23 protein-coding genes and 1 tRNA gene are annotated in these 21,687 nt (G+C 60.0%); all 24 read right to left on the reverse strand.

The annotated features are described in order from the left end of the window. Positions 1-69: 69 nt before the first annotated feature. The 24 genes from ABD920_RS13045 to ABD920_RS13160 all read right to left on the reverse strand — a co-directional run bounded on the left by ABD920_RS13045 (position 70) and on the right by ABD920_RS13160 (position 21,616). Positions 70-2,754 (reverse strand): hypothetical protein, encoded by a 2,685-nt coding sequence (locus ABD920_RS13045; protein WP_345159610.1) that lies wholly within the window; start codon positions 2,752-2,754, stop codon positions 70-72. Positions 2,755-2,955: 201 nt separating this feature from the next. Then, positions 2,956-4,917, reverse strand: a complete 1,962-nt coding sequence (locus tag ABD920_RS13050; RefSeq protein WP_345159611.1) for a hypothetical protein — start codon at positions 4,915-4,917, stop codon at positions 2,956-2,958. 2 nt (positions 4,918-4,919) lie between these two features. After that, a complete protein-coding gene (locus tag ABD920_RS13055; protein WP_345159612.1) occupies positions 4,920-5,762 on the reverse strand; it encodes a hypothetical protein in 843 nt (280 codons plus the stop codon). A 28-nt stretch (positions 5,763-5,790) separates the two neighbouring features. Then, a complete protein-coding gene (locus tag ABD920_RS13060) occupies positions 5,791-6,813 on the reverse strand; it encodes a hypothetical protein (RefSeq protein ID WP_345159613.1) in 1,023 nt (340 codons plus the stop codon). Position 6,814: 1 nt separating this feature from the next. Continuing rightward, entirely contained in the window at positions 6,815-7,585 is a 771-nt protein-coding gene (locus tag ABD920_RS13065) for a sialate O-acetylesterase (RefSeq protein WP_345159614.1), read from the reverse strand. A 5-nt stretch (positions 7,586-7,590) separates the two neighbouring features. Further along, entirely contained in the window at positions 7,591-8,766 is a 1,176-nt protein-coding gene (locus ABD920_RS13070; protein WP_345159616.1) for a sialidase family protein, read from the reverse strand. Continuing rightward, a complete protein-coding gene (locus ABD920_RS13075) occupies positions 8,763-10,310 on the reverse strand; it encodes a SwmB domain-containing protein (RefSeq protein ID WP_345159617.1) in 1,548 nt (515 codons plus the stop codon). Before ABD920_RS13075 ends, ABD920_RS13070 begins: the two co-directional genes overlap by 4 nt. Before the next feature lies 1 nt (position 10,311). Then, positions 10,312-12,567 (reverse strand): hypothetical protein, encoded by a 2,256-nt coding sequence (locus ABD920_RS13080; protein WP_345159619.1) that lies wholly within the window; start codon positions 12,565-12,567, stop codon positions 10,312-10,314. After that, positions 12,567-13,205, reverse strand: coding sequence for a hypothetical protein (locus tag ABD920_RS13085; protein ID WP_345159620.1), 639 nt, complete (start codon positions 13,203-13,205; stop codon positions 12,567-12,569). Before ABD920_RS13085 ends, ABD920_RS13080 begins: the two co-directional genes overlap by 1 nt. Continuing rightward, positions 13,206-13,595 (reverse strand): hypothetical protein, encoded by a 390-nt coding sequence (locus ABD920_RS13090; RefSeq protein ID WP_345159622.1) that lies wholly within the window; start codon positions 13,593-13,595, stop codon positions 13,206-13,208. It lies immediately after the preceding gene. Next, positions 13,592-14,098, reverse strand: coding sequence for a hypothetical protein (locus tag ABD920_RS13095; protein ID WP_345159623.1), 507 nt, complete (start codon positions 14,096-14,098; stop codon positions 13,592-13,594). Before ABD920_RS13095 ends, ABD920_RS13090 begins: the two co-directional genes overlap by 4 nt. Continuing rightward, a complete protein-coding gene (locus ABD920_RS13100; RefSeq protein ID WP_345159624.1) occupies positions 14,089-14,508 on the reverse strand; it encodes a hypothetical protein in 420 nt (139 codons plus the stop codon). The genes ABD920_RS13095 and ABD920_RS13100 overlap by 10 nt, the downstream gene beginning before the upstream one ends. A gap of 69 nt (positions 14,509-14,577) precedes the next feature. Beyond that, positions 14,578-14,692, reverse strand: a tRNA-Gly gene (locus tag ABD920_RS13105). Next, entirely contained in the window at positions 14,693-14,863 is a 171-nt protein-coding gene (locus ABD920_RS13110; protein WP_345159625.1) for a hypothetical protein, read from the reverse strand. 1 nt (position 14,864) lies between these two features. After that, positions 14,865-15,611, reverse strand: a complete 747-nt coding sequence (locus tag ABD920_RS13115) for a hypothetical protein (protein ID WP_345159626.1) — start codon at positions 15,609-15,611, stop codon at positions 14,865-14,867. After that, complete coding sequence (locus tag ABD920_RS13120; protein WP_345159834.1) at positions 15,608-16,783, reverse strand: PBSX family phage terminase large subunit; 1,176 nt, start codon at positions 16,781-16,783, stop codon at positions 15,608-15,610. Before ABD920_RS13120 ends, ABD920_RS13115 begins: the two co-directional genes overlap by 4 nt. Further along, entirely contained in the window at positions 16,783-17,262 is a 480-nt protein-coding gene (locus tag ABD920_RS13125; RefSeq protein WP_345159627.1) for a terminase small subunit, read from the reverse strand. Before ABD920_RS13125 ends, ABD920_RS13120 begins: the two co-directional genes overlap by 1 nt. A gap of 46 nt (positions 17,263-17,308) precedes the next feature. Then, complete coding sequence (locus ABD920_RS13130) at positions 17,309-17,512, reverse strand: hypothetical protein (RefSeq protein ID WP_345159629.1); 204 nt, start codon at positions 17,510-17,512, stop codon at positions 17,309-17,311. A 207-nt stretch (positions 17,513-17,719) separates the two neighbouring features. Then, the gene (locus ABD920_RS13135; protein WP_345159631.1) at positions 17,720-17,896 is read right to left on the reverse strand and encodes a hypothetical protein; all 177 of its coding nucleotides are present in this window, start codon (positions 17,894-17,896) and stop codon (positions 17,720-17,722) included. A gap of 2 nt (positions 17,897-17,898) precedes the next feature. After that, the gene (locus ABD920_RS13140; RefSeq protein ID WP_345159633.1) at positions 17,899-19,041 is read right to left on the reverse strand and encodes a phosphoadenosine phosphosulfate reductase domain-containing protein; all 1,143 of its coding nucleotides are present in this window, start codon (positions 19,039-19,041) and stop codon (positions 17,899-17,901) included. A 54-nt stretch (positions 19,042-19,095) separates the two neighbouring features. Beyond that, positions 19,096-19,527, reverse strand: coding sequence for a hypothetical protein (locus tag ABD920_RS13145; protein ID WP_345159634.1), 432 nt, complete (start codon positions 19,525-19,527; stop codon positions 19,096-19,098). After that, positions 19,511-19,717, reverse strand: coding sequence for a hypothetical protein (locus tag ABD920_RS13150; RefSeq protein ID WP_345159636.1), 207 nt, complete (start codon positions 19,715-19,717; stop codon positions 19,511-19,513). Before ABD920_RS13150 ends, ABD920_RS13145 begins: the two co-directional genes overlap by 17 nt. Continuing rightward, positions 19,714-20,802: a P-loop NTPase family protein gene (locus tag ABD920_RS13155; RefSeq protein WP_345159637.1), complete on the reverse strand. Its 1,089-nt coding sequence runs from the start codon at positions 20,800-20,802 to the stop codon at positions 19,714-19,716. The genes ABD920_RS13150 and ABD920_RS13155 overlap by 4 nt, the downstream gene beginning before the upstream one ends. Then, positions 20,711-21,616 (reverse strand): hypothetical protein, encoded by a 906-nt coding sequence (locus ABD920_RS13160; protein ID WP_345159638.1) that lies wholly within the window; start codon positions 21,614-21,616, stop codon positions 20,711-20,713. Before ABD920_RS13160 ends, ABD920_RS13155 begins: the two co-directional genes overlap by 92 nt. Positions 21,617-21,687: the final 71 nt, after the last annotated feature.

Here is a 21,687-nt window from a genome sequence, read left to right on the forward strand (position 1 = left end):
AAACTACAAGGAATAAGATTATAACAAAAGCCACCCTGGTGAGGAGTGGCTTTTTGTATATGCGTGAGTTTACTGGTTCGCAATCTGCATCTTTGCGCTGTACTTCCGGTCCGCCGCACGGATATCCGTGATGGCGGCCTGCACCCGCACCTGCCGCATGGCCTGGGCCAGCCTGTTGTAATCGATGGCAGGCATCGGCGTTCCGGCCAGCTGCTCCCTGATCACCGGCGGCATCCTGTAAACGGGCGCCGTCACAGGGCCGCCCGCGGCGTAGCCCTTCAGGCCTGCTGTCTCCAGCCGCAGCGTCATGCTGGCATTCTTCACCCTTGCTGCCTCCAGTTGCTGCACCAGGTCCGGGTTCGATTTCACCATCTCCTGCGTCAGCACGTATTCCCCTTTGTGAACAATACCGGCGGCCTCGTACTTACCGCCGTCACCGGTATACCCGCCGGCGTAGAACTGCGGGGCCTTGGGTGCTTCATCAGAGAGCAGCGCCTTTGCCTTGGCGATATTGGCAATGACAGTGGCCACGTTGGTGGCGTAGTAGGCAGCTGTGGCCAGCGGACCGGACACAGCGCCCAGCGGACCGGAGGCGATGGCGGTGGAGGTACCCACGGCCGTGGCGCCCTTGGCGATGTTCGAGATGGCAGAGGCCGTATCGATGGCGATCTGGAACAGCGTGATGGCCTTCTGGAATTCAGCCGCGGCAGAAGACTGGCCTGACACGATGGAGAGCAGGTCACCCATGGCGCCCGCGATGGTCATGGCCGTGTCGTACTCGGCCTGCGCGATCAGCGCTTTGATATCGGCCTCCTTCTGGCGCTCGGCAATCTTCGCCTCGGCAATGCCCTGCTCGATGGCCACGGTCTCCTCCCCGTACTCCCTGGCGTTCTGCAGCTGGTTCTCCAGCGACTGCCGGTGGATCTCCTCCAACTGCCGCTGGTACTCTGCCTGCCCGATGGAGCCGTCAGCGAGCGCCTGCGTGGCCTTCAGCCTTTCCTGGTCGTAGTAGTCGTTGGTGTACTCGATCGCCTGCTGGTACTCCGCCTGCTTTACCCTGGCGAACTCTTCCGCCTGCGCCTTGGCAATGGCCACTATCTTTTCAGCGTGCTCCTTCCGGGCCGCTATCTCCTGCTGATCATACTGCGCCTGGATAAGCTTCTTCTGGTTTTCAGTCAGGTCCTTGGCAGCCAAAGCGATCTCCATCTCCTTTTCTGCCAGCGCCATCTGCGCCTGCAGTCTTTCATCAGAGCCTTCATCCGTACGCAAAACGGCAATTTCCAGCAGCGCCTTCTCATCTTCCAGGCGCTTCTTATACGCGGCGGCCTCTTTCTCTGCCAGCTGCTGGGCGGCGGCGGCGCGTTTATCGGCCCCCTCTTTGGTCAGGGAGTTGAGCTTGTTCTGCAGCTCCACCTGCTTTTCAAGCGACTCGCCCCGCAGGTCTGCCAGTTTCATCTCCTCTGCCGCCAGCTCGTCGTTATCCGCCGTGAGGTTGTTGGTGAGCGCTTGGTTCGCCTTGATGTTGGCGATCTTCTCCTCCTGCAGTTTGAGCTGCTGGTTCAGCAGGCCCTGCTCTATGCTCAGCGCTTTCTGTGCGGCCTCGGTTCTTTCCTTTTCTGATTTGGTGATATCATCGGCCACCAGCTTATAAGCCTTCACCTCCGCCCGGCTCTTGGAGCGCTCCACGTTCAGCGCGCGCTCTGCCTCCCGGATCCGCTGGAACTCCACCTCGATGCCTTCCGCCGACTTCCTTACCTCGTTCATCTCCATGGCGAAAGCCTTGGCCTTCGCGGTGGCGTCGGTGATGCCGGTGGCCACCTGGGTCACCCCGTCCTGCAGCTTTGAGAAGTCCCGGTTCTGTATGGCCTCCAGAATCACGGCAAAGCCTTTGATCCGGTTGGTGACGTTGACCAGTATCACATCTCCCAATTTGCTCAGGAAGTCGCCTAAGTCCTCAATCCCGTTGAACCAGTCGATGGTCGCTTTGCCCACCGCAGACAGTTTATCTGTCAGCGCCCCGATGACGGTGGTGATGCCGGCCGTTTTCTTGGACACGAAGTCGATCCCCTCCTGCGTGCGGGTGAGCCACGACACCAGCCCGCCCAGCAGCAGCACGACGGCCCCGATGCCGGTGGCGGCCAGGGCCAGCTTGAAGGCTTTGAGCATGGTGATGTTGCCGGCCAGCGAGGCCTTGGTGATGTTGAGCGTGGCCGTGTAGGCTTCCTGCGCCCCTTTAGCTTTAGACGTGATGTTGGCAAGCAGGCCGGTGCCGTCCACGGCAGAGAGCAGGCTCTCGGCGTAGTTGCCCACGTTGCGGCGCATGTCGCCGATCACGGCCTCCTGGCCTTTCAGCTTATCGGACAGCTCTTTTGTCTGCTTGCCCAGCTGCTTGCCCAGCTCCGTGTTCTCCCGCTCCTCCTCGCTCAGCTCATTCCACTGCCGTGTTAGCAGGGAGAGCTGCGCCCGCATCTGGTCGATGCTGCCCAGCGCGGCCTTGTCGGCCTTGGCCTTGGAGTCGAGCACGTTCACTGCTACGCGCTGCTCGGCGTTCAGCTCTTTGAGCCGGGCCTTGAGCGCCACCTGCTGCTCTACCTGGTCTTCGGTGGCGGTGCCCGCCAGCTTGATGGCCTTGGCCAGCTCCTGCTCTTCCTGCTTGGTCTTCAGGATCTCTTTCTGCAGGTCGACGATCTTTTTTTTGTAGGTGCCCTCATCGATGTTGATGCGGATGAGTACTTCCTGGTTCTGTTCTGCCATCTCTGTGCGGGTGGGGTGAGGGTGATTAGTATGTAAAAATACAAAATTCCTATATCATTATTGGCTAATATTCACGTGGGGCGCTTGTATATCCGCTGTGCACATCTATATTGCCGCCCAATACATGGAAAGTACCGATTGCAGCTTCGGGACGAGATGCAATCAAGCAAAAGGAGGCTGGGGAAAGCCTCCTTTTTGTGTTTATAAACGCCACAGCTGGCAGGCCGTGGGCGCTTTGCCGGTGTACTCCGATATCTGGTTCAGGTAGAAATAGTCCTGATACTGCGCCAGCCAGATAGGGGTGCCCGGATCGTAGCCCGCCACGTCCTGCGGGGTGAGCAGGAAGTACGGCGTGATGCCCTTGCACCGGGTGAGCACGCCCTGCAGTGCCGTGTAGCGGGTGGGCAGCAGCTCCGTAAAGGAAATAGGCAAAAAGCTGCTGGACTTGCCCACCACCTGCACGGCGTAGGCGCGGCTCATGCGCACCACCAGCTGGCTGTGCTCCTCGCTGAGCACGGCTATGCGGGGCTCCACTTTCTCCCGCTTGTAGTGATAGGCCTGCTGGTCGCGCAACACCCATCCGTTGATGGAGTAGGGCCTGCCCTCGATCCGCTCATAGGTGGCCCAGCCCTCCCGCACCAGCGGGTCGGCAGTGGCGTTCTTCACCAGCACCAGGTCAGTATCCTCGAAGCCTTTCCGGTTGCGGATGTCGATGCTGTCCGTCTCTTTCGAGAAGTCCGGCTTGTCTTCTATCTGCGAAAAAAGCGGGATGCGCAGGAAGCCGTCCACATCCTCGGAGGCGGCAAAGGGCAGCGTCAGCACATCCTTCTCCGGCTCCAGCTGGTGGTCATCCACCGCGAGGTACGCGTCACCGTTGCCGCCCCGCTCGTCAGCCTTGTAGCGCCACCAGCTTTTCTGTGCAAAGTCGCCGAAGCGATATTGCACAGCGGGCTTGCGGCTATCCACATATACCAGCTTGCCTGACCAGTCCAGCGCCATGGGAATATTTTCCTGCAGCCTGTTGAAAGCCGTGAGCGTCATCGTGTTGGAGTAGGGGTCGAAGCTTGGCATCAGATCGAACAGTGCCCGCACGGCCTTGAAGAAGTCCTTCTGCTTGATGTCGGGCAGGTTCAGGGCCACGTCCCACTCGGTCTTGTAGAAGGCGTCTTCCTTATAATTTACCGTGAGGCGCCGGCTGGTATAGGTGCTGGTGCCGGAAGATCCGGAGGGGAACAGGTTGGTCAGGTGGCTGACGATCTCCAAGCCGGCCAGCTCGTAGCAGGGCAGGATCTCGAAGGTGGCCTTCAGCTCCTGGCGTCCGGTAGTGGTGACGGCCAGCTCCCGGCGCTGCAGCTCGAGCCCGCCCTGCTTGAGGGAGAGCGCGATGAAGGAGGGCTGCGACTCCGAGATGAAGTCCACCTCGAATACAAAGCTGGCCTCGATGATACCGTAGTCCACCGGTACCGGGGCAAGTGGCAGTCCGCTGCGCGTATCAGAATCAATGGCCCGCGCATCCCGCCACGCCTGATTATGCACCGGCTTGTCATTGGAGAAGGGTAGGATCAGCCGGTCCCACAGCACGTCCTCGATGCCGGTGTAGCTTACCCCCGCCTCACTGAGCATCTGTTCGAACACGGCGCGCACGAACACCGACGGGTGCCGGTCCTCTGCCCACAGGTTGCCGGGGCTGAAGGGCTTGCCGTTGTCGATAGCGTCGTAGATGTAGCCGTAGGTATAATCCCGGTAGTAGCGGGCGCCTTCCTTCACCCCCTGAAAGTCCCACAGGTGGTTGTAGCGGCTCAGGTCCAGGTCCCGGATGCTCTTATCCCCCAGCCGTGCCAGGAAGTCCAGCGCCCCGGAGAAGAGCTGCAGCTCATACCCTTCGCCCGCCTGCTCCAGGTAGGCTTTGGGATGGGCCACCACCTCCACCCCGTCGGCCAACACCAGCGCCTCCAGCTTCCGGTAGGGCGCGTGGTGCTGGCTGGTGGGCTCCGCGGCATGGCCCAAGGCGGCGTGGTTGGCCTCCGTGAAGGGCAGCGTGAGCGTATTGGAGTAGCTGCTCTGCACGGTGTCCGGCTTGGTGATGTCGTTGCTCTGAACCGTCACGGCAAACACCTGGTCGGGCGAGAGGTCTGTTCTTTGGCCTTCGATGTATAGTTCCATGGTTAGCGGGTCAGGGTGTTAAAAGGCACGCGGGAGAACTCCACCTCCAGCTCCTTCTGGTTCCGGGCGTAGGTGGCGGAGGCGGGCTTCACGTACACCCGCTCGGTGCGGCTGTCTTCGTGGTGTTGCCACACCAGGCGCGCGGTGAAGATGCCCGTGAGCGCCTGCCACTGGTTGAGGGTGAGCCGGGTGGCGCGCACCAGCGTGCCCCGGTCGGCGGTCTTCACCGCCGCGCCGGCAAGGCCGGAGTACTCGGAGAACTCCCCCAGCGCCTCAGCGGCATTCAGCGTGTCGGACTGCCCGGTGAAGTACCAGCTATCCACGCCGCCTAAATTATTGAACCACCTTAGATAGACGCCCTTGGGCTCGCAGGGACGCACCTCCACCGTCTGGCAGAGGAACGTGGCGGGGATATACTCGCAGGTGCCGTCGTCCCGGGTGGCGCCGGCATTATAGTTCGTGGCGTAAGGATCCGTGCAGCCATACACCACCACGGGCGCATACTCGCAGGTGCCGTCATCCGCCGTGGCGCTGGGGTTGTAGTTAAAGGCGGCGGGGTCCGTGCAGCCTTCCACCACCACGGGCTCCTCCGGCTCCGGCGGGGGCACTGGCTCCCCGCGCTTGGCGAAGGGGTAGGAGTTCTTCTTAGTGAAGTAGAAGCCGGCGGCGATATACTGGGCGCCCACATCTTCGAAACGCTGCGTCTTGGGCATGATGGGGTTGTAGTACTCGTCGAAGACCACCACCCGTTCCGACACGTCGTCGTACATCACCAGCGCCTCGCCGCCGGGGTTGTTCATGTCAATGTCGATAAGCGGGATAAAGCGGAAGATATGGTGCTGCATGATAGCTTATATGGTTTCTTATTAATATTTAGTTGGCGGGCGGGTCTATCCGGCTGAAGATGGCCGTCACCATGGTATGGAAGAAGTCGTTGTACTGCGCCACCGTCTGCGTCTCCGTGCCGGTGATCGGCGTGGGGATGCCAATGTGGCTACCCCAGTGGAAGTCCACCCCGTAAGGCTTGAAGCGCAGGCCGTTCTCTGTGCCCCTGGTGTAGAACATGATACCGTCCGGGGAAACCCCGTTGTACACCGTGTTTTTGATAATGGCCACATGCTCGGCCATGACCTCTGCCCTGTGGAACAGGCTGGCGTAGCTGAGGGTGCGCCCCGCGATCTCGGAGGCCACCGTGTCGATGTTGTCGTTGGAAACGTGGATCCGCTCGTCCACGTAGATGACCGCCTCCAGGTGCGGGAAGCGGTCTTTGTAGGCAAGCGAGGCTTTCACGTTGTCCTCCAGGTACTGCTTCACCCGCGCCGCGCCCTTTTCCTCCTGCGCATAGGGCAGGTAGACGGAGGGCGTGATGAAGTCCACGTGCGGCATCAGGCGGTCGTACTTGCCCTCAGCGTTGTAGCGGGCCACGTCCGCCGTGTGCCAGGCGCGGATCGTCAGGCCGTAGAAGCCGATCCTCAGCGCAGTCCTTCTGGCTTTGGTGTACTGCGCGATGTCGATGAACCGCTGCAACGCCGTCTCAAACAGCGGCTCGCCCACGTTGCCGAACTTCAGGTCCGTCATCGTGGTACCCTCGTAGTCAAAGGTCAGGTAGCCCGTGTCATCTTCTGGGATGCCCGCCAGCCTTTGATCCAATTTGTTGTAATCGGGCAAATCGTTCGTCACGAACAAATCCTGCGGGTACTCGCGGTGCATAATCATATCGCTGCGGGTGCTCACCATATCCATCACCAGCGGCCCGAAGGCTACCTCCCGCCCTTTGCGCAGGTGCATCGTGAACGTCCCGGTGTTGCCCAGCGGCGGGGGCGTGGTGCCACCCCCGCCCGGATCAGTTCCGGCGGCGGTCTTTCGGGCGAAGAGGTAGTAGGGCAGCAGGTTCATATCAGTTGGCGGTGGCGCTTACAATATATCGGGCGAGTTGATCGCCCAGGTGGTCGTTCCCGGCCTGAGACAAATGCAGATTATCCGGGCCGTAGTAGCCCAGGTGCACGTACCGCTCCAGCGTCTCGGCCATGCGGATGTTCGGGTACCGCTGCGCCAGACCGAACCCGTAGGGGCGGCCGTCGCTCAGCACATAGGTCGGGTCCGGGCTGTCGAGCAGCTTCTGCACATCCTTCACCCGCGGCGTGAAGCCGACGTTTTCCGTGCTCTCGCTTCTGCCAATCTGCACCAGGTAGACGGGTGGCGTGTTGAAATGGGCGTTGATGCGGTCCAGGAGCGAGAGCATCCCCAGCATAATACTGGCCAAAGGCTGTGTGCCGCGGGCGTCGTTGATGCCCTGAATGAGGATTACCCCCTTGAGTACCGCACCCTCGGTTTCCAGCGCCGCCTGCAGGCGCTCTTTGGCCGGAGTGTACAGCTCGCCGGTCGGGAACCAATTCATCTCGTCGCCGTTGGGGTAGAACTCCGCCCCGCCCACGGCAGACTCCACGACGTGCACCCTCCTGCCGGTCAGGTGGTGGTAGGTCATGGCGAACTGCGGCAAAGGGGATCCGTCGTTGGCCGTAGCTGTGTCACGCACCGGGGCAAAGCTGCTGCCGTTCCATTCCAGCAAAGCCCCATTTGGGTCTGGCTTTATTTCCCCGGTCCGGTTGTTGGTCCCGTTGGCGATGGAGTCGCCAACTATCCAGAACACGTCTTTGATATTTTGCATGGTACTCATACCGCGGTAATGCCCAGTTGTGTTTTTAAATTCCCGTAGTGCGTGGTCGGCAGGTTGAAGTACAAGACATGGGTGGCCGTGGTCTGCGAATACTCCAGATAGCTTATCCCCTTCGCCTCCAGCGTGTCGTCGATGTGGTAAAAGCAGCCATAGCCGGAGATGAAGGTCGGCGCGCCCCCTGCGTTGTAGCTGTCGTGGTCGAACAGGGTGAGCTTGGTGTTCAGATTCCAGCCCGAGATGCCCGCGATCACATCAGCAGCCTTGCCATAAATGACCTTGTACTCTTTCGTGTTGCGGTTCACGAAGTAGCAGGCGAAGATGTCCACGCCGTTGATTTTAAACTTCGCCAGGTGCGGGGGGTGTGATTCGGTCATGGTCGGCTCCCCGAACTGCGTGTCCCCCTGCACCGCCCACGTAAGCCCCGCGTCCGTGCTCTTGTAGAAGCGCCAGCCCCTTGTGCCTGTCTCCCGCCGCACTGCGTACAGCCACGTATTGCCCAGGGCCATCACGCTGCCCTCGTTGACGTACTCCGCCGTCTGCTCCACCAGTATGTGTGCCCAGGTGGCCCCGCCGTTTGTGCTTCTCAGGACATAGCGGGCGGATTCGGTGCCGTAGCTGCCCTCATCAAGACCAGAGTAGTAAGGCTTTAGCAACACCCCGTTCGACTCCACCACGTTGCCGATCACCCGTATGGACTTATGCCCGTTCGGTGGCATCCCCACGTCCGCGGGGGTGCTCCAGGACACGCCATCGTCATTAGAATAGGTGTACATCAGCCTGTGCCCGACGTTGGCGACAAAGCCCTCATGCTCGTCAAAGAACAGGTGGCAGCGCCCGTTGGCGCTGTGCCCGTGCGCCACGTCCTGCACCCCCCAACCCGCAGGAGGCGTGTAAATATCGAACAGCGCAGAGGTGGCCCCATTGTAGATGAACCTCCTGCCGCTGACCTTCTTGCCTGCCTCAAAGACGTGCCTGGAGCCGTTGAAGAAGCTGTGCAGGACGTTCTTGGAGACGGGGTTTTGGGTATAGCTGCCTGTAAAGAGGTAGCGGCCCGACTGTACGTATTCTTCCGTCAGCACGAGCGTTTTGGTGTCGTCGAAGGAGGTGCCGGGCGGGGTCGTAACGGATGCCCCGCCTTTCGGCAATGCCATGAAGAATCGCGCTAAGCTCATGCCACCCCCTTCTTAAAGCGCATGTAGTCGATGACCCCGGCCCGCACCAAGGCAGACTCTATCCTGCTCTGGAAAATCACCGCCCGCGCCTTGCCGATGGCCCGCACAACGGAGTTCCCCCCTGCGAACAGGTCCAGTCCGTAGGTCGGGTCCCCCGCGCTAAGGGCGGTGCTGCCGCTGACGGCCACCGGCATCGGGATATTCGTACCGTCCTGGTAGAACTTCATTCGGTTGGCAAGTGAGAGCGACCCGTCATACTCGATGGTAATAACAGACAGCTTGTTCGGTGTCATTACGTTGCTGATTTGCGTGTCCGGGTCGGTGCTGGTGTTCACGGTCGAGTGTATGGGTGAGTCAATCACGCCCCTGGAAACCTGGAACGTCAGGCCGTTGTTTGCCCCAGTGGATACCCTGTCGTCGTACTGCGCATTCGCGCCGACGGATGTGGCCGAGGTGCCATTATTGCCGAAGAGGCAGTACACCGCGTTGGGGTCTGCGCTGTTGCCCATCTGCACCACGAAGTGAAGCGTGTACTTCAGCGAGGTGATGCCGGAGGCGTGGTAGTGCAGGAACTTCCACAGCGCCTTCGTGGCGTTGGTGAAGTTGCCCGTGCCTACCAGGTCAATGCCGGAGGCCCCAATCTTCGGGGCCGTGCCCACGGCGGTGAAGTCCCGGCCCGTCGGACCCGGCGCGAGGCTCTTCCAGGTGGTGACGCCGCCCGTGGAGTCCACCGTGCCGTAGGTGTTGGCCGTGTTGGCCGCCAGCCCCTCGTCATCCAGTATCAGCTCCACGTTGGAGAGCGAGTAGTAGTCCTTCACGTTGTTGATGACGGCCCAGCTGGCGATGTTGGCCGCGTCGTTGCCCGCCACGTCCTGTATCGGCGCGGCCCCTTTGGTGTAGGCGAAGGAGATAACGTCGGTGGAGGCGAACGGCTGGCTCACCGTCACCGTCACCACCGAGGCGCTGATGGTCACACCAGATACCGTGCGGGAGGGCGTGAAGGAGAAAGCCGCCCCGGCTGGGACGCTGGCCGTGTCGAGCGGCTCGCTGTAGGTGAGTACGAGGCGGTTCGGGTACAGGCTCTCCACGGTGGCGCTGCTCAGGGTGGCCACGGAGGTGTCGCCGGTGCCGCCCGTCTCGCCCCCGGTGCCGGTGCCAGCCGTGGCGTAGGTCGGGATAGACACCCGTACCGTGCCGTTCAGGTAGCAGCACCAGAACTCATGGAAGCCGGAGGGGTAAATGTCGTCTGCCGATTTGTTGTACACCCGGAAGTCTGTACTGAAAGTGATGGGGTTCACCCCGTCGGACAGGACCTCGATTACCTTCACCATGCCGTCCACATGCGGTCCCGCCCCCAGCGTGTAGGCGATGGCCGCGCTCTGGGAGAGGCTGGTGGAGGTAAACTCCTCCTTTGTGAAGTTGAGCACGTTCGTGTGCGCGGCTGAAACCGGGTACAGGTCGTTTACGCCGTTTTTCAGGCTCGTGAAGTCGGAGGCCAGTATCAGGTTACCTACTTGCTTGTCATTCTCTGGTATTCTTGCCATGTTATCGGTAAGTGTTCATGTTTCCTAATAGCCACGCGTTCAGTTCCGCCTGCGTAGAAAAGGCGGGGTGGTACGTGTTGTATTGGGCCGCCGTGATAGGCGTGAACGAGCCACTCCCTGTTTCCCCGCCCGTGCCGCCGTTCTGTGCCAGGGGCAGGTTGCCCGCCTCTGTGGCGTAGACCGTGCCGGTGATGGTGGTGCGCTGCTCCACGAGCCAGTTTTCCCGCGCCTCCTCAATGACCACCGAGCTGCCGCCTATCTGGTTGGCGAACAGCACCGCCTTGAGGCTCATCATCATCCCGCTCCACTGTGTTGTCGGTTCACCCAAATAGATGTAGTAGGTGCCGTCCGCCTCGTTGGTCACGTAGCGCACCGTCAGGTCACGCGCCGGGTGCTTGGTGAGCATCAGGGCGCTCGTGCTGCCCCACCAGCCCTCCGGCTTGCCGGCGGCGTTCCCAGCCGCCGCGCAGCTTCCGCCGATTTGGAAGCCTGTTATCTTGTTGTAGTAAGGGTCTGTTGATGGCGTGTCGGCACCGTCCAGTTCCCGTATCACGCCCTCGATGTAGGCGATAAAGCCCGGCTCGGAGAACGGCACCTTGATGCTGATATAGCCCACATGGTTGGAAGTGAGCCGGATAGAGGAATTGGCCGGGTAGGGCATCCCGCCATACACCGTGTCCCCAATGTTGAGGAATCCCTGGTTGATGAAGCCGGAGGAGTCCATGTACATGCCCGCGCCCAACTGCGCCTCCTGCGGGGCCCCCGTGCCTGCGCCGGGGAACCGTGCCAGGATGCGGTTCTCGGTCATGTCGGGCAAGCCATCAACCATGCCCGTCAGGCTCCAGGTCAGGTGGGTGCCCGCGTTGTTAATCAGTACGATGTGCTCCGGCTCTGAATTAAGAGGCAGCGCCGTGAGGGGGTTGCCGAACAGGTCCTTGTGCCCGGTGCCGGAGAGCGTGATCTCCTTGCCGCCCGGGTTCAGGAACTTCAGGCGCATGTCCCCTCCCACGGGAAGGTCCGAAGGGCCTGTGATGGTGACGAGAGTAGCCGGTGTGATGCGCTGGTTGGGCCGCTCCTTGCCTGCCAGCATATAGCTCAGCGTGACAGAGGCGGCGTCAGTGACATCAAGCCAAGCGTCGTTTACCTGCGAGCCCAGCAGGCTCAGGAAGTACTCCTCGATGGTTCTGGAGTCGGTGCTGCTGTACTGCATGCCGCCCCAGTAGCCGTTGCCCTCCGGATAGGTAACCGTTCCGGTTGAGCCCGCCCAGATGATGTAGGCGGCACGGAGCCTGTTGTTGAGCAGCGCAGGTGAGGCCGCTGCCGTTGGGCTCTCCTCACCTTTCACATGCTCGTAGATGCCGTTGGGCGCCGCGTCAATGGCGTCGGTTCTATATATACCTTCAGCAGGCGGCACCACGGCCGGGAAGATAATGCCCGTGCCGAAGACCAGGTTCTGATCGTTCCAGTCGGCGGTCGGCTCGTTGGGGCTCTGGTTGAGCACCACGATGTTAAGCGAGGCGTCCACCGTTACCCTTGGAGACACGATCCACGTCGGGGTAGATCCCACGCTGCCGGTGGTACCTGGCGTGGTGGACTTGATGTAGTTGACGATCTTCTGGATCGTGTCCAGGTTCGGGTCGTTGCTGGCTACCACCTGCTGTAATGCGATGATGGCGGCCTCTGCCTCGATCAGGCGCAGGTCGATCTCGTCGGTTACCTCGATGATGCCGTCCAGCACGCCGCCCAGGGTCTGCAGCGAGGCGCGGTTGTCCTTGATGTAGGTGACGATCTCCTGTATGGTATCGAGGCTGGGGTCATCCGAAGCCATGGCGGTCTCCAGCTCCAGCAGGCGCGCCTCGATGTCGGTGAAGTCCTGCGGCGTCACGGTCACGGGCAGCACGGCGAACTGCTCCCACTGCGCCCCGGCCACCGGTGCGGCCTCTGCGGTGAAGTCGGCCAGCGCTTTCCAGATGGTGAGCTCCGTGGTGGTCTTCGTCCAGTGCATGTCGCCCGCGGTGACGGTGCCGGCGCGGTATGGCCCGGCGTAGTTCTGCTTATCGTAGAGCACCTTCACCCAGGCCTTCGTGCGGGTAAGCAGGGAGGTGAGCAGGGTGCGGTGGTGGCGGCCCTGGGTTTTGTTGGGGTCCAGCTTCGAAGCATCGGGAAATACCTTGATCGTCTGCTCAATGCTCCCTGCCTCTGCCGGGTTGGTTAGCTTATCGAGTTCCTGCTCTTCTACCGTGGTGGGTGCGGCCATTAGTTATATTCCAGTTCGTTGAATTCCAAAAGTTCGTACTCCATCGTGAAGATGGTACCCGGGTCCTCCGGATTGCCGGTGCCTGGGTTGTAAGTGTTGCGGATGCAGACGTTGATCCAGCGCGTGCCCGCAAAGGGCTCCGGCTGGTGGATGTTGAAGGCCACCAGCTCCGCCCGGTTATAGATCACGTCAGAGCGCCTGCCGATCTCGCTGCGGTTGATGTCGAGGTAGGAGCGCTCCAGGTAGAGCGGCTGCCGGATCTCCCCTATCCCGATAGCCAGCTGCAGCGGGTTATGCTCCCACAGTACCGGCGTCTCCAGGTGCGTGGCGAACTTCGGCCCGGTCTCGGCCTCCGGTGGCGTCGGCACCGCCGGGTCCGACTCGGTGGCGCGGTTCTCGGTGGTGACGCAGGCGCTGATGCTGGTGGTACCAGGAGGCACAGGCCCGAACTCGGTCAGGCTCACCACGCCCCGCTCGCTGATCAGCGTGGCCCGGATGGCCAGCACCGCCCCGCTGCTGGACAGGTAGGAGCGCTCGAAGTAGAGCGGCCGCTGGATGGCGTGCGGGATGCTGAGCGTGAGGCTTAGCGGGTAGCCCTCGAACAGGGCAAGGAGGCCGGTGGCGTAGCGGGTCGCCAATTAGCTGATCACGTATACACTGTAGTCTGATTCCCCCGCCGGCAGGGCAGCCGCCACGGCGTAGCGCACGTGCTCTGAGTCGCTGACACTTTCCCCCGCCCCGGTCGCGAAGTCGCACCAGAAGGCAGCGGAAGCGCCCGCGGCTTTCTCCACCACCTGCAGCCCCACGGGTATCTGCGGCTTCAGCTCCGAGCGCAGGTAGCTGCTCACATCCAGCACCGCCTCGCCGTTGCGGGCAGAGGCGCGCAGCGTGCCGATTACCGTAGCGTCGGCCCGGTGGATCGTGGCACTGATAAAGGCGCTGTCGGTGCCGATGCGGTAGCGCACCGGGTTGGGCAGGAAGCCCCCCACGGCGCTGAACTCAGCCGGTCTCTCGAGTATGGTTATCATGCTGCTGCCTTGGTTAAGTATTGCGCGATCTCGATGGCGTAGGGCTCCGAGAGCAATTGCTCCAGCCCTACCACCGCCTCGTCGTTGATGATGCCGCTAAGCACGCCCGTCGGCTGGTTGTTGCGCCACGGCTTGGAGCCGGTCTCGTGTATCTTGCGGGAGATGAAGAAGGCCAGCGTGTCCTCATCGATCGGCATGCCGTTCTTGTCCTGCCCCTTCGGCACCATGCCCTCCTCGTCGATGTAGCGCCGCACGTAGCGCCTTACGGCTCCATCTCCGTCATTCACCGTTGGCCCGCGGCCATACTCGTAGGTCCAGATATACTGGCCCCCGAACAGCTCAAAGCCCGTGTCGGTGAAGGCATAGCCCACGGTGGCCGCCATCGCCTCCCGCTCAGCACGCGGCAGGTACTGGCCCGTGTCGGTCTGGGCGATGCTTTTCTGCAGCGCGGCCACCCACTCCTTTGCCTTTTTCTCCAGGCGGATGCGCGAGGCTAAGAGCATGAGAGCGGCAGGGCAAGGGTGAACTCCACGGCGATGCCGGTGAGCAGCTCGGCGGTGTAGTTCTTCACCAGCGAGTCGCTCACGCTCACGTTGCCTATCTCGCCATCTTCCTCCAGCATAAAGAGGAAGCGCGCGCTGACGGCCTCCTGGCGCGAGTAGATGGCCTGCAGCTGGGCAGCGGACAGATCCGGCCCGCCCTGCTCAAAGAAGCCGATGGTGATGCGGGCGTCCTTGGTGGCGCGCTCGAAGGAGCGCTTGCCTGCGATGGGGTCCACGTGGATCACGGGATACCCTTTGCCCTGCACGGCCAGCGCCAGGCTGGTGCCGTCTCCCACATGGAAGTGACCGGTACCGCGCTGCACAGTGGCGGCGATGGCTTGCAGTAAGGCTTCTAATTCTCCGTAGGTCATCTAAAACAAACTTTCCTCTGTGAACCGGTACTCCCGCATGAAGTGCGAGGGCGCCGGCTTGATTTTCTTTGGTGGCACTGATTGGATTCGAACCAATTTCCTGCGGGGTGGCTGCTCCGGCACAGCGCGGCGATTAGAGTCCGCTCCCATTTCTGCTGCTTGCATTCCGAAATGCTACAGTGCCTTATGCTGTAAGCCTATACACCGGTTCATCATCCTCCTCCTCATCCTCTTCTTCAAACTCGAACTCCTCCAGCTCCCAGCCATCCTCGTCCGGGGGCAGGACCGGCATGCTGTGCTCTTTGTCGCTGCAGAGGCGGGTGATCTCCTGCGCTATCTTTTGCTCGTGGCTCATATCACTTGCGGTTTCGGTTTCGGGTGACGATCTCGTTGTACTGGCGCTCGTACTCGGCTTTCTCCGTGTCCACGCACAGAGCATGGAAGAAGACCGCCGCGGGCACCTCCAGCACCTCGCGGAGTCGGGTAAGGTCGCCGCCGGAGTAACTCAGCAGCGTGGGGTAAAAACCATATTTTTCGAACCTTTCGATTCCCGCGGCCATCTGCTCGGCCGTCAAGGCCGCGTCCAGCACGGGAGCATACTTCTCAGTCAGGCGCAGCACCTCGGCCACGATGTGGGCGCAGGCGCCGATGGTCTCCAGCACGGGCAGCTTCGCCGCTTTCCAGAACAGCTCGGTAGGGAAGTCCCCTATCAGGCTGTCGAGCGCGTCGTACTGGTCGGCGTAGCAGTAGATGGCGTACAGGTAAGGGTAGGCGTGCTCCTGGTGGGGCGCGAGGCGGAGGTACTTCTTGCACAGCTCGAAGCGCCCGATGCCCGCCTTGCCCAGATCCGCCGGCAGCCACGCGGGGCGCGGCCCCTCTGCCCCTTTCGCCACCATCTCCAGCGCGTGGCCTATCCAGCTGTCGAGGATGCCCGAAGAGTGCCCGTACTCCTCCAGGGAGAGGCCGCACAGCTTGCAGGCGCTCTCCAGGGGCGTGGGCTCCGTCATGATGTCCACGTACTGGGAAAGCGGGACCTCGGCCCAGCTGGTGCGTACCTGCCGGGCTTCCTCCGTTCCTTGCTTTGTCAGGGTGTAGGGTATCATCGTTTCAGGATCCTGCCTTTTACTTTTTTGGTTGGCACCAGGGCCAGCTTATTCAGCGCCACGTAGCGCGCCGGGTCCAGCAAGTGGTTAAACTTGTCTATCGGTTCATTGGTGGCAAGCCCTGTTGCACGGTCCACTTTCCACTTATAGCTGCTCAGCTCTTTCCTCAGGTTCGTGCTGCGCCGTGTCACGTTGACCCAGTAGCGCTTCAGCACATCGATGCCGTTGTTCACGCTGTCGGGGCCTTTCTTGGCTGCCTCTATCCGGAAGCCCAGCCGCCGTATTTCCTCAATGGATTTTGGCTCGGAGGAGTCGGCTATCAACTCTTTCCTTCGGCTGAAGCCAAGCTCATCCAGCCGCTTGCCTATGTCCTGATTCGTCAGGCCCGGCTCGTAGAGCAGCTCATCCCACCACAGCTCTCCGTCCTGCTCGTACACATCCACGGCCCCGGTCGGATCGTTGGTAAAGCCGAAGTCCAGACCCGTGCCGATGTATTTGGCACCTTCCGGTATCTCCTCCACCACGCGCCATTTCCGGTACACAAGCCCCTCGATCTTGCCCGTGAGGCCCCTGGCATATACTTTCCATAGTTCCTCATCCTCCAGCCTGATATCCTCAATCTCCTGATGCTGCTCAGGCGTCAGCCAGAGGTTGTGCCGGTGGTCTGAGATGATAAGCCGCGTGTTGGGCTTGCCGATCACCTTCTCGTGCGCCCAGAACTCAGCAGTCGGGTTGTAGTCCAGTATCACCTTGTGCCGCGTGCGGCGTGCCACCTGCCAGTAAATCTGATATATGATGCCGTTCGCCTCATTAAAAAAAGCCACGTCCCGCTTTCCGTTCTTGGCTCCCTGCTCCGTCTCGAAGGAGGTGAACTCTATGATGCTGCCGTTCCGGAAGTAGATGATGCGCTCCGTCCTGTTCCAGCTCTTGATGTAATGCTCCAGCTCAGGCGTCAGCGCATAAATGGTTTCGGCATCACGGTAAGCGCCTTTCTTCAGGTTCGGGATGCTTTCCCCGATCACCGTGATGACAAAGCGGGGATATCTAATCGCCCAGTCATAGAGCAGCTGCATGATGGTATAGGTCTTGCCGCTGCTGGTGCCTCCCTGATTAACCAGGACCTTCTCTTCTGCGCTGTTGTTAACCTGGAATAAAGGGCCGCACGCAAACATCACATATCCACTTCGCGTTCTGAGCTGGCCAGCGGTGGCGCGCCTGTATAAACCTTAATTTCAGGTATGACAAGCGGCACCTTGCCCTGCTCATTATCCTTCTCAAAGAAGCCGATGTGCTTGCCGATCATCTCCGTGGCCTTGTTGGCGCCCTGGCTGTCGAACTGGTACTCTCCGGTTTCCACCATGGCCTTTTCTTCCGGGTCCCACTTCATCACAGGCTCAGCCTGCATGCACTTATCTGATATCGCCACTAACCTCCTTAGCACCCATTCCGTGTCAATATTCAACTTCTCGGAACGTTGCTGCTGGAGCTCTTGCACGCGCGCGTGTATGTCTACTTTTGACAGCAGGCGGGACCCCTCACGGTTAGCTGTCTTCTCCGAATAGCCCGCGCGGATAGCCGCCTGGGTCGCGTTCAAATCGACCAGGTACTCCTCACAAAATCGCTGCTGCTTATCGGTTAATTTCGCTGCCATGCACACAAGGTACAAAGCACTATATAGGGGGTTGCGAATAGGTTACTTAACATTTCCCGCGCTTCTGCAATTCGGGATTGCGGTTGAGGAAAAGCTTGAAGGAGCCGTAGGACCGGCCCATGATCTTAGCCACCTCCTTGCCCGGCAGGTTCTGCTTGAGGTACAGCTCACGCACCTGTCGGAGGTCGGATGTCTCGAAGGGCTTGCGGCGGTAGCGGCGGTCGTAGTGGAGGTCGAGGGTGAGCTGCATGGGGGGGTGAAGGATAAGGCAATCGATAGGTTTTAGTCTAAGGAATCACGTCCGGTTTTGAGGTTTGTCTATTGTTGCAGGGAAGCGGTACACCAAAGCTGGTGCTTAGTCTAAAACAGCCTTTCTGCTTCATTTAAAAGGCTATCTTCAAACTGTTTAAGGTTAGCCTTGAACAGTTTGTTTGTTAAGTGAGTCAGAAGCCGTCCCTTACAGGGGGCGGCCTCTGTCGCTTATAGCCTGCGCCCGGATGCGTTCCTCTTCGTCATCGAAGGCAGTGCCGAAGGTGTAGCGGTTCGGTACCTTGATCCGCTGCCTCTCCTGTTTGATCCAGTCGAAGAAGTTGGCTTTGTCTTCCTCGGTGCGGGGTGGTTTGTGTCTTGCCATGGTTAGTAGAATAGTAATGGTTGAATAGATCCGTCACTGTATACAATGTCCATAAGGGTATCTGCTGTTGGTTCGTCGCCCGTCCACTTGTTAGGCCATATATTATTTTCCCAGCATTGCCTAATGAAAGCCTCCTCCTCTTTGCTCATGATGTCAATCTTCGGCCTTGCAAGTGCAACTGCTGCTGTATTTACCTCCTGCTGTATAGTCAAAACCTCATTGAGGGCCATTTGACGAGCTGCCATGGTGAGCGGACCCATGCGTTGCTTGTTCTTTCCCTCCTCTTCCATGCCTGTTTTCCTGAGTCTGTTCTCTGGCTTCCTTAGCTCTCGCCACAGCGGCTTGAGTCTCTTGAGCGGTGCCAGGTAAGACCATCGTGGCATTTTCGTAACAGTATCCAGAGCGCCATCCTTTTGAGCCAGAGGGCAGCCAGTGCATCCGGTTCTGGCATTTATCTCTTCTGCCTCATCACCACCGTAAGCGTCAGCGATGGCAGCGGTGCTCCAGTCACCATACTCAGGGAGGGGTGCCCAATGCTTCAGCCATTCCCAGACGTGGCACACCCGCCAGTGAAGGATGGGTGCGAGCGTGTCGCACAGCTGATCTGGCATCGTTTCCTGGTACCAGCCCTGACCACACTCTGCTCCATCCTTTCCACAGCTCATCACAATGCGCTGGTCACGGATGGCGCTCTCCCCTTGCCTCACTCCTGTCAGCATCAGCACCTTCTCCCCTTTCTCAGAGAACAGCTTTTCCAGCTCGTGCTTCATCGGATCTATCTTGATCTGGCGGGTGCACCAGCGGAAGGTGTTGTTGTTGGGTGGCGGAACGCCGCGCCCGAGTATGTAAGTCATGAAGCGCTTTTCAAGCGGAGCCATAACCGTTTTCACTTCTATGCCTATCTCTCGCAGTTCTTCCATGATTTCCTGAGCAGCGAACCACAGAGGGGATAGTTCCAGTCTGGTGTCTGCATACATCACAGTCAGGCTTTCCGGTGCCGGCACCTTGCCAGTAGAGATCATCCATACCACTAGCGTAAGCAGCGTGGAGGAATCTTTGCCACCGCTCCAAGCGATGCACCAGTGCTTATGTGAGGGGCCGTAGGCAAGCAGGCTCTGACGGGTAAGGTCTATTGATTCTGTCATCTGTAGACGCTTCGTGCCTTCGAAAATTTGATATTGGTTTTTCATGAGTTAGTGTTAAATGGTGGCTTGAATGGCCTGTTTGATAATGCTAATCGCCTTCGGGCTCAGCAGTTGGTCGGGCGTGAAGCGCAGCACCCTGAAGCCCATCGCCTGCGCTGTGTTGTATTTTTCCATATCACCGATATAGCCTTTGCCCCTGGTGTGCCTGCCTTCTGTCCAGACACCGCCCTCCACCTCGATGGCCACACCTGCCGCGGGAAGGAAGAAGTCGAAGCGCCACTTCCTCTCCGGGTGGAACTCGAGCTCTGCTATGACCTGCTGCCCGGTGGCTTTCTCCAGCTGGTGGATGCGGTGCCGCTGCAGGGCCTCCTCCAATTGCTTCTCGATGGCTGACTTCTTGCGCTTCACCTTCACGGTGGCCTTGCACCCGTTGGCGAAGTATGCCCGTGCCTCCGTCACGGACATGGTATCAGGCGGCTTCGGCATGGCTGGTCTTTTCGGTTGGCTGGCTGTGCAGCAGCTGCACCAGTTTGGACAGGTCCCGCAGATGCTGCCTTTTGGCGGCCGCCACGGCCAGGTGCCTGGCTTTGGTGTGCGGGTGGCGCGCTGTTCTGGCCTTCCGGCTGAGCTGCGTCACCTGGCGCTGCAGCTCGTGAATTTTGACAGAGATGTTCATGGCTTGGCACTTAGCAAGTTGCTTTCAATTTCACCGCTGGCCAGCTTTTGCAGGCACTCCCGCAGCAGGCGCTTCTCGCAGCGGTAGGACAGCTCCCGGGTGTACTTGTTGTCCTGCGGCAGCTCCTCCGCCTCAGTGAACCGGCGCAGCTCTTTCCGGCTGGCTGAGTCGAGGTCGTTATACCTGGCCGCGGTGATCAGCAGGTGCATCTCCTCGGCCTCCATCTCAGGAGGCACGGCCTGCGGGATCAGGCCCTTGCTCTTCAGGAAGCTGAGGCAGATTCCACCCGTGTCCAGGAAGCGGTACTGCTCCCCAGCCTTCAGCTGCTCCACCACCTGGAGCACCAGGGCGGCTTTATCCTCCTCGCTGAGTTCCGGCATTAGCGCGATGCTGTCGGCCGGCCGGTGCTTCACCTTTGGCTGGGCCACGGGGCGGCGGTCAGGCCCCACGACGCGCACCATGTTGCACATCTCCTGCATGCGGCTCCATACCCGGCCGTCGTAGTGGCTCTCCATCTCCTCCCGGCTCAGGTTCGTGGTGAAGTGCGTCAGGTGCCCGTGGCGGAACTGCTCGTAACGGGTCAGGATGATGCTCTCGGCCACGTTGATCTTGTTGCTGTAGTTGCCCACCGTCTCCTTCTCCCACTGCCCCAGCTCATCGAACAGCCAGTGGCGCTTAGTGTAGCGCTGCAGGGCCTCGTAACCGCCGATACCGAACTCCTCGCCCACCTGCTTCATGTTCACGTAGGCGAAGGCCAGGGGCGACCTCGTCAGCCAGAGCACCTTCTGCAGGGAGCGCAGCAGGTCTGTCTTTCCGGAGCCCACGTTGCCGTAGAGCAGCAGCCCCTTGTCAAGCGAGAGCCCTTCCTGCTCCAGCTCCTCCGAGCGGGTGGCGTAGAGGTAGAGCAGGCGCAGCGTCGGCGTGTTGTGGCGGTCCGCCACGAAGCCCGGCACAACCAGGTTCACCACCCGCCAGAAGTCTTGCCTGCTCAGCTCAGCGGTAGCGGGCCTCGATCTCGTCGATGCTTTCGCCGGCTGGCTGGCGGCTGGTTTGTTGTCTGTGATTATTCCCTTTATGGTTTGCATTTTCCGTAACTTTTTGATGAGTGGTGCGTAACTGTGCGAGAATGTTTGTCATGTTGCTGTCTATCTGAGCAGGTCGCATCTGCTTCTGTAGGAAGTCCTCCAGCTTGCCCCAGTTGTCGAGGATGTACTGCCAACTTGAAAGGGCTTTCCCCCCATCCCCTTTTTTCGCATCGGTCAGGTAGCGCCTGATCTTCTTGAGCGCCGCAAAGTCTGACTCCAGCACGCGGGGCTTTGTCCCGACCAGTTCCAGATACCAGTTGTGATAGGCGTCCACGAAGTCCTGGTGGAGCACCTCGTCTTTTTCTTTAGGGGGGGCCGCGGAACCGGGGGTGATTTCTTTTTCTTTTTTTGTGGGTTGCTTAGGAAGGTGGTCTTCCTCTTTTTCGAGAGAAGGGGGCGCGTCAGCGCTATCCCTTTTTTTATTGTTTAGTTTAGTTTTGTTTAGTTTAATGTTGTCTGGAGAGTTTGTGCCCAAAAAGCTTACCTGTTCCTTCCCTAAAACCTTACCTGTTTCCTCCCTAAAACCTGTAATTTTTACAGCTTTTAGGGAGTAAGAGGTGAGAACCCTGCGGCCTCTGCTGGAGTCGAAGTCGAGGAGGTTGGCCTGCTTAAGCGCGTTGCGTGAGGCGATGAGCGTCTTCTCAGATATGCCGAGCGTGCCGGTTATATATCCGTTGGAGTGCTTGAAGGGATTCTTCCAACCTAACGAGTTGCATGTATGCAGTAAATAGAAATACAGTGCGGTCTCGTTGCCGGTGAAGCAATGCTCCTTGTTAGCCTGCCAGAAGTTGTTTATAAGCTCGATATAGTTCATGCTTCTTTCTCATTTTTAGTATGCCCCGGCAGGGTGTCGCCGGGGCCTGTCTCTCATTCTCCACATCTTCA

It is taken from the genome of Pontibacter saemangeumensis, assembly GCF_039541895.1.
In the GTDB taxonomy this organism is placed as follows: domain Bacteria; phylum Bacteroidota; class Bacteroidia; order Cytophagales; family Hymenobacteraceae; genus Pontibacter; species Pontibacter saemangeumensis.

Coding starts and splice junctions, on each gene's coding strand:
- ABD920_RS13160 (WP_345159638.1), bottom strand. CDS start 21,616: ATGAACTATATCGAGCTTATAAACAACTTCTGGCAGGCTAACAAGGAG.
- ABD920_RS13075 (WP_345159617.1), bottom strand. CDS start 10,310: ATGGCAAGAATACCAGAGAATGACAAGCAAGTAGGTAACCTGATACTG.
- ABD920_RS13115 (WP_345159626.1), bottom strand. CDS start 15,611: ATGATACCCTACACCCTGACAAAGCAAGGAACGGAGGAAGCCCGGCAG.
- ABD920_RS13120 (WP_345159834.1), bottom strand. CDS start 16,783: ATGTTTGCGTGCGGCCCTTTATTCCAGGTTAACAACAGCGCAGAAGAG.
- ABD920_RS13060 (WP_345159613.1), bottom strand. CDS start 6,813: ATGAACCTGCTGCCCTACTACCTCTTCGCCCGAAAGACCGCCGCCGGA.
- ABD920_RS13050 (WP_345159611.1), bottom strand. CDS start 4,917: ATGGAACTATACATCGAAGGCCAAAGAACAGACCTCTCGCCCGACCAG.
- ABD920_RS13080 (WP_345159619.1), bottom strand. CDS start 12,567: ATGGCCGCACCCACCACGGTAGAAGAGCAGGAACTCGATAAGCTAACC.
- ABD920_RS13125 (WP_345159627.1), bottom strand. CDS start 17,262: ATGGCAGCGAAATTAACCGATAAGCAGCAGCGATTTTGTGAGGAGTAC.
- ABD920_RS13090 (WP_345159622.1), bottom strand. CDS start 13,595: ATGATAACCATACTCGAGAGACCGGCTGAGTTCAGCGCCGTGGGGGGC.
- ABD920_RS13155 (WP_345159637.1), bottom strand. CDS start 20,802: ATGCAAACCATAAAGGGAATAATCACAGACAACAAACCAGCCGCCAGC.
- ABD920_RS13110 (WP_345159625.1), bottom strand. CDS start 14,863: ATGAGCCACGAGCAAAAGATAGCGCAGGAGATCACCCGCCTCTGCAGC.
- ABD920_RS13045 (WP_345159610.1), bottom strand. CDS start 2,754: ATGGCAGAACAGAACCAGGAAGTACTCATCCGCATCAACATCGATGAG.
- ABD920_RS13135 (WP_345159631.1), bottom strand. CDS start 17,896: ATGGCAAGACACAAACCACCCCGCACCGAGGAAGACAAAGCCAACTTC.
- ABD920_RS13070 (WP_345159616.1), bottom strand. CDS start 8,766: ATGAGCTTAGCGCGATTCTTCATGGCATTGCCGAAAGGCGGGGCATCC.
- ABD920_RS13100 (WP_345159624.1), bottom strand. CDS start 14,508: ATGACCTACGGAGAATTAGAAGCCTTACTGCAAGCCATCGCCGCCACT.
- ABD920_RS13095 (WP_345159623.1), bottom strand. CDS start 14,098: ATGCTCTTAGCCTCGCGCATCCGCCTGGAGAAAAAGGCAAAGGAGTGG.
- ABD920_RS13130 (WP_345159629.1), bottom strand. CDS start 17,512: ATGCAGCTCACCCTCGACCTCCACTACGACCGCCGCTACCGCCGCAAG.
- ABD920_RS13065 (WP_345159614.1), bottom strand. CDS start 7,585: ATGCAAAATATCAAAGACGTGTTCTGGATAGTTGGCGACTCCATCGCC.
- ABD920_RS13140 (WP_345159633.1), bottom strand. CDS start 19,041: ATGACAGAATCAATAGACCTTACCCGTCAGAGCCTGCTTGCCTACGGC.
- ABD920_RS13055 (WP_345159612.1), bottom strand. CDS start 5,762: ATGCAGCACCATATCTTCCGCTTTATCCCGCTTATCGACATTGACATG.
- ABD920_RS13150 (WP_345159636.1), bottom strand. CDS start 19,717: ATGAACATCTCTGTCAAAATTCACGAGCTGCAGCGCCAGGTGACGCAG.
- ABD920_RS13145 (WP_345159634.1), bottom strand. CDS start 19,527: ATGCCGAAGCCGCCTGATACCATGTCCGTGACGGAGGCACGGGCATAC.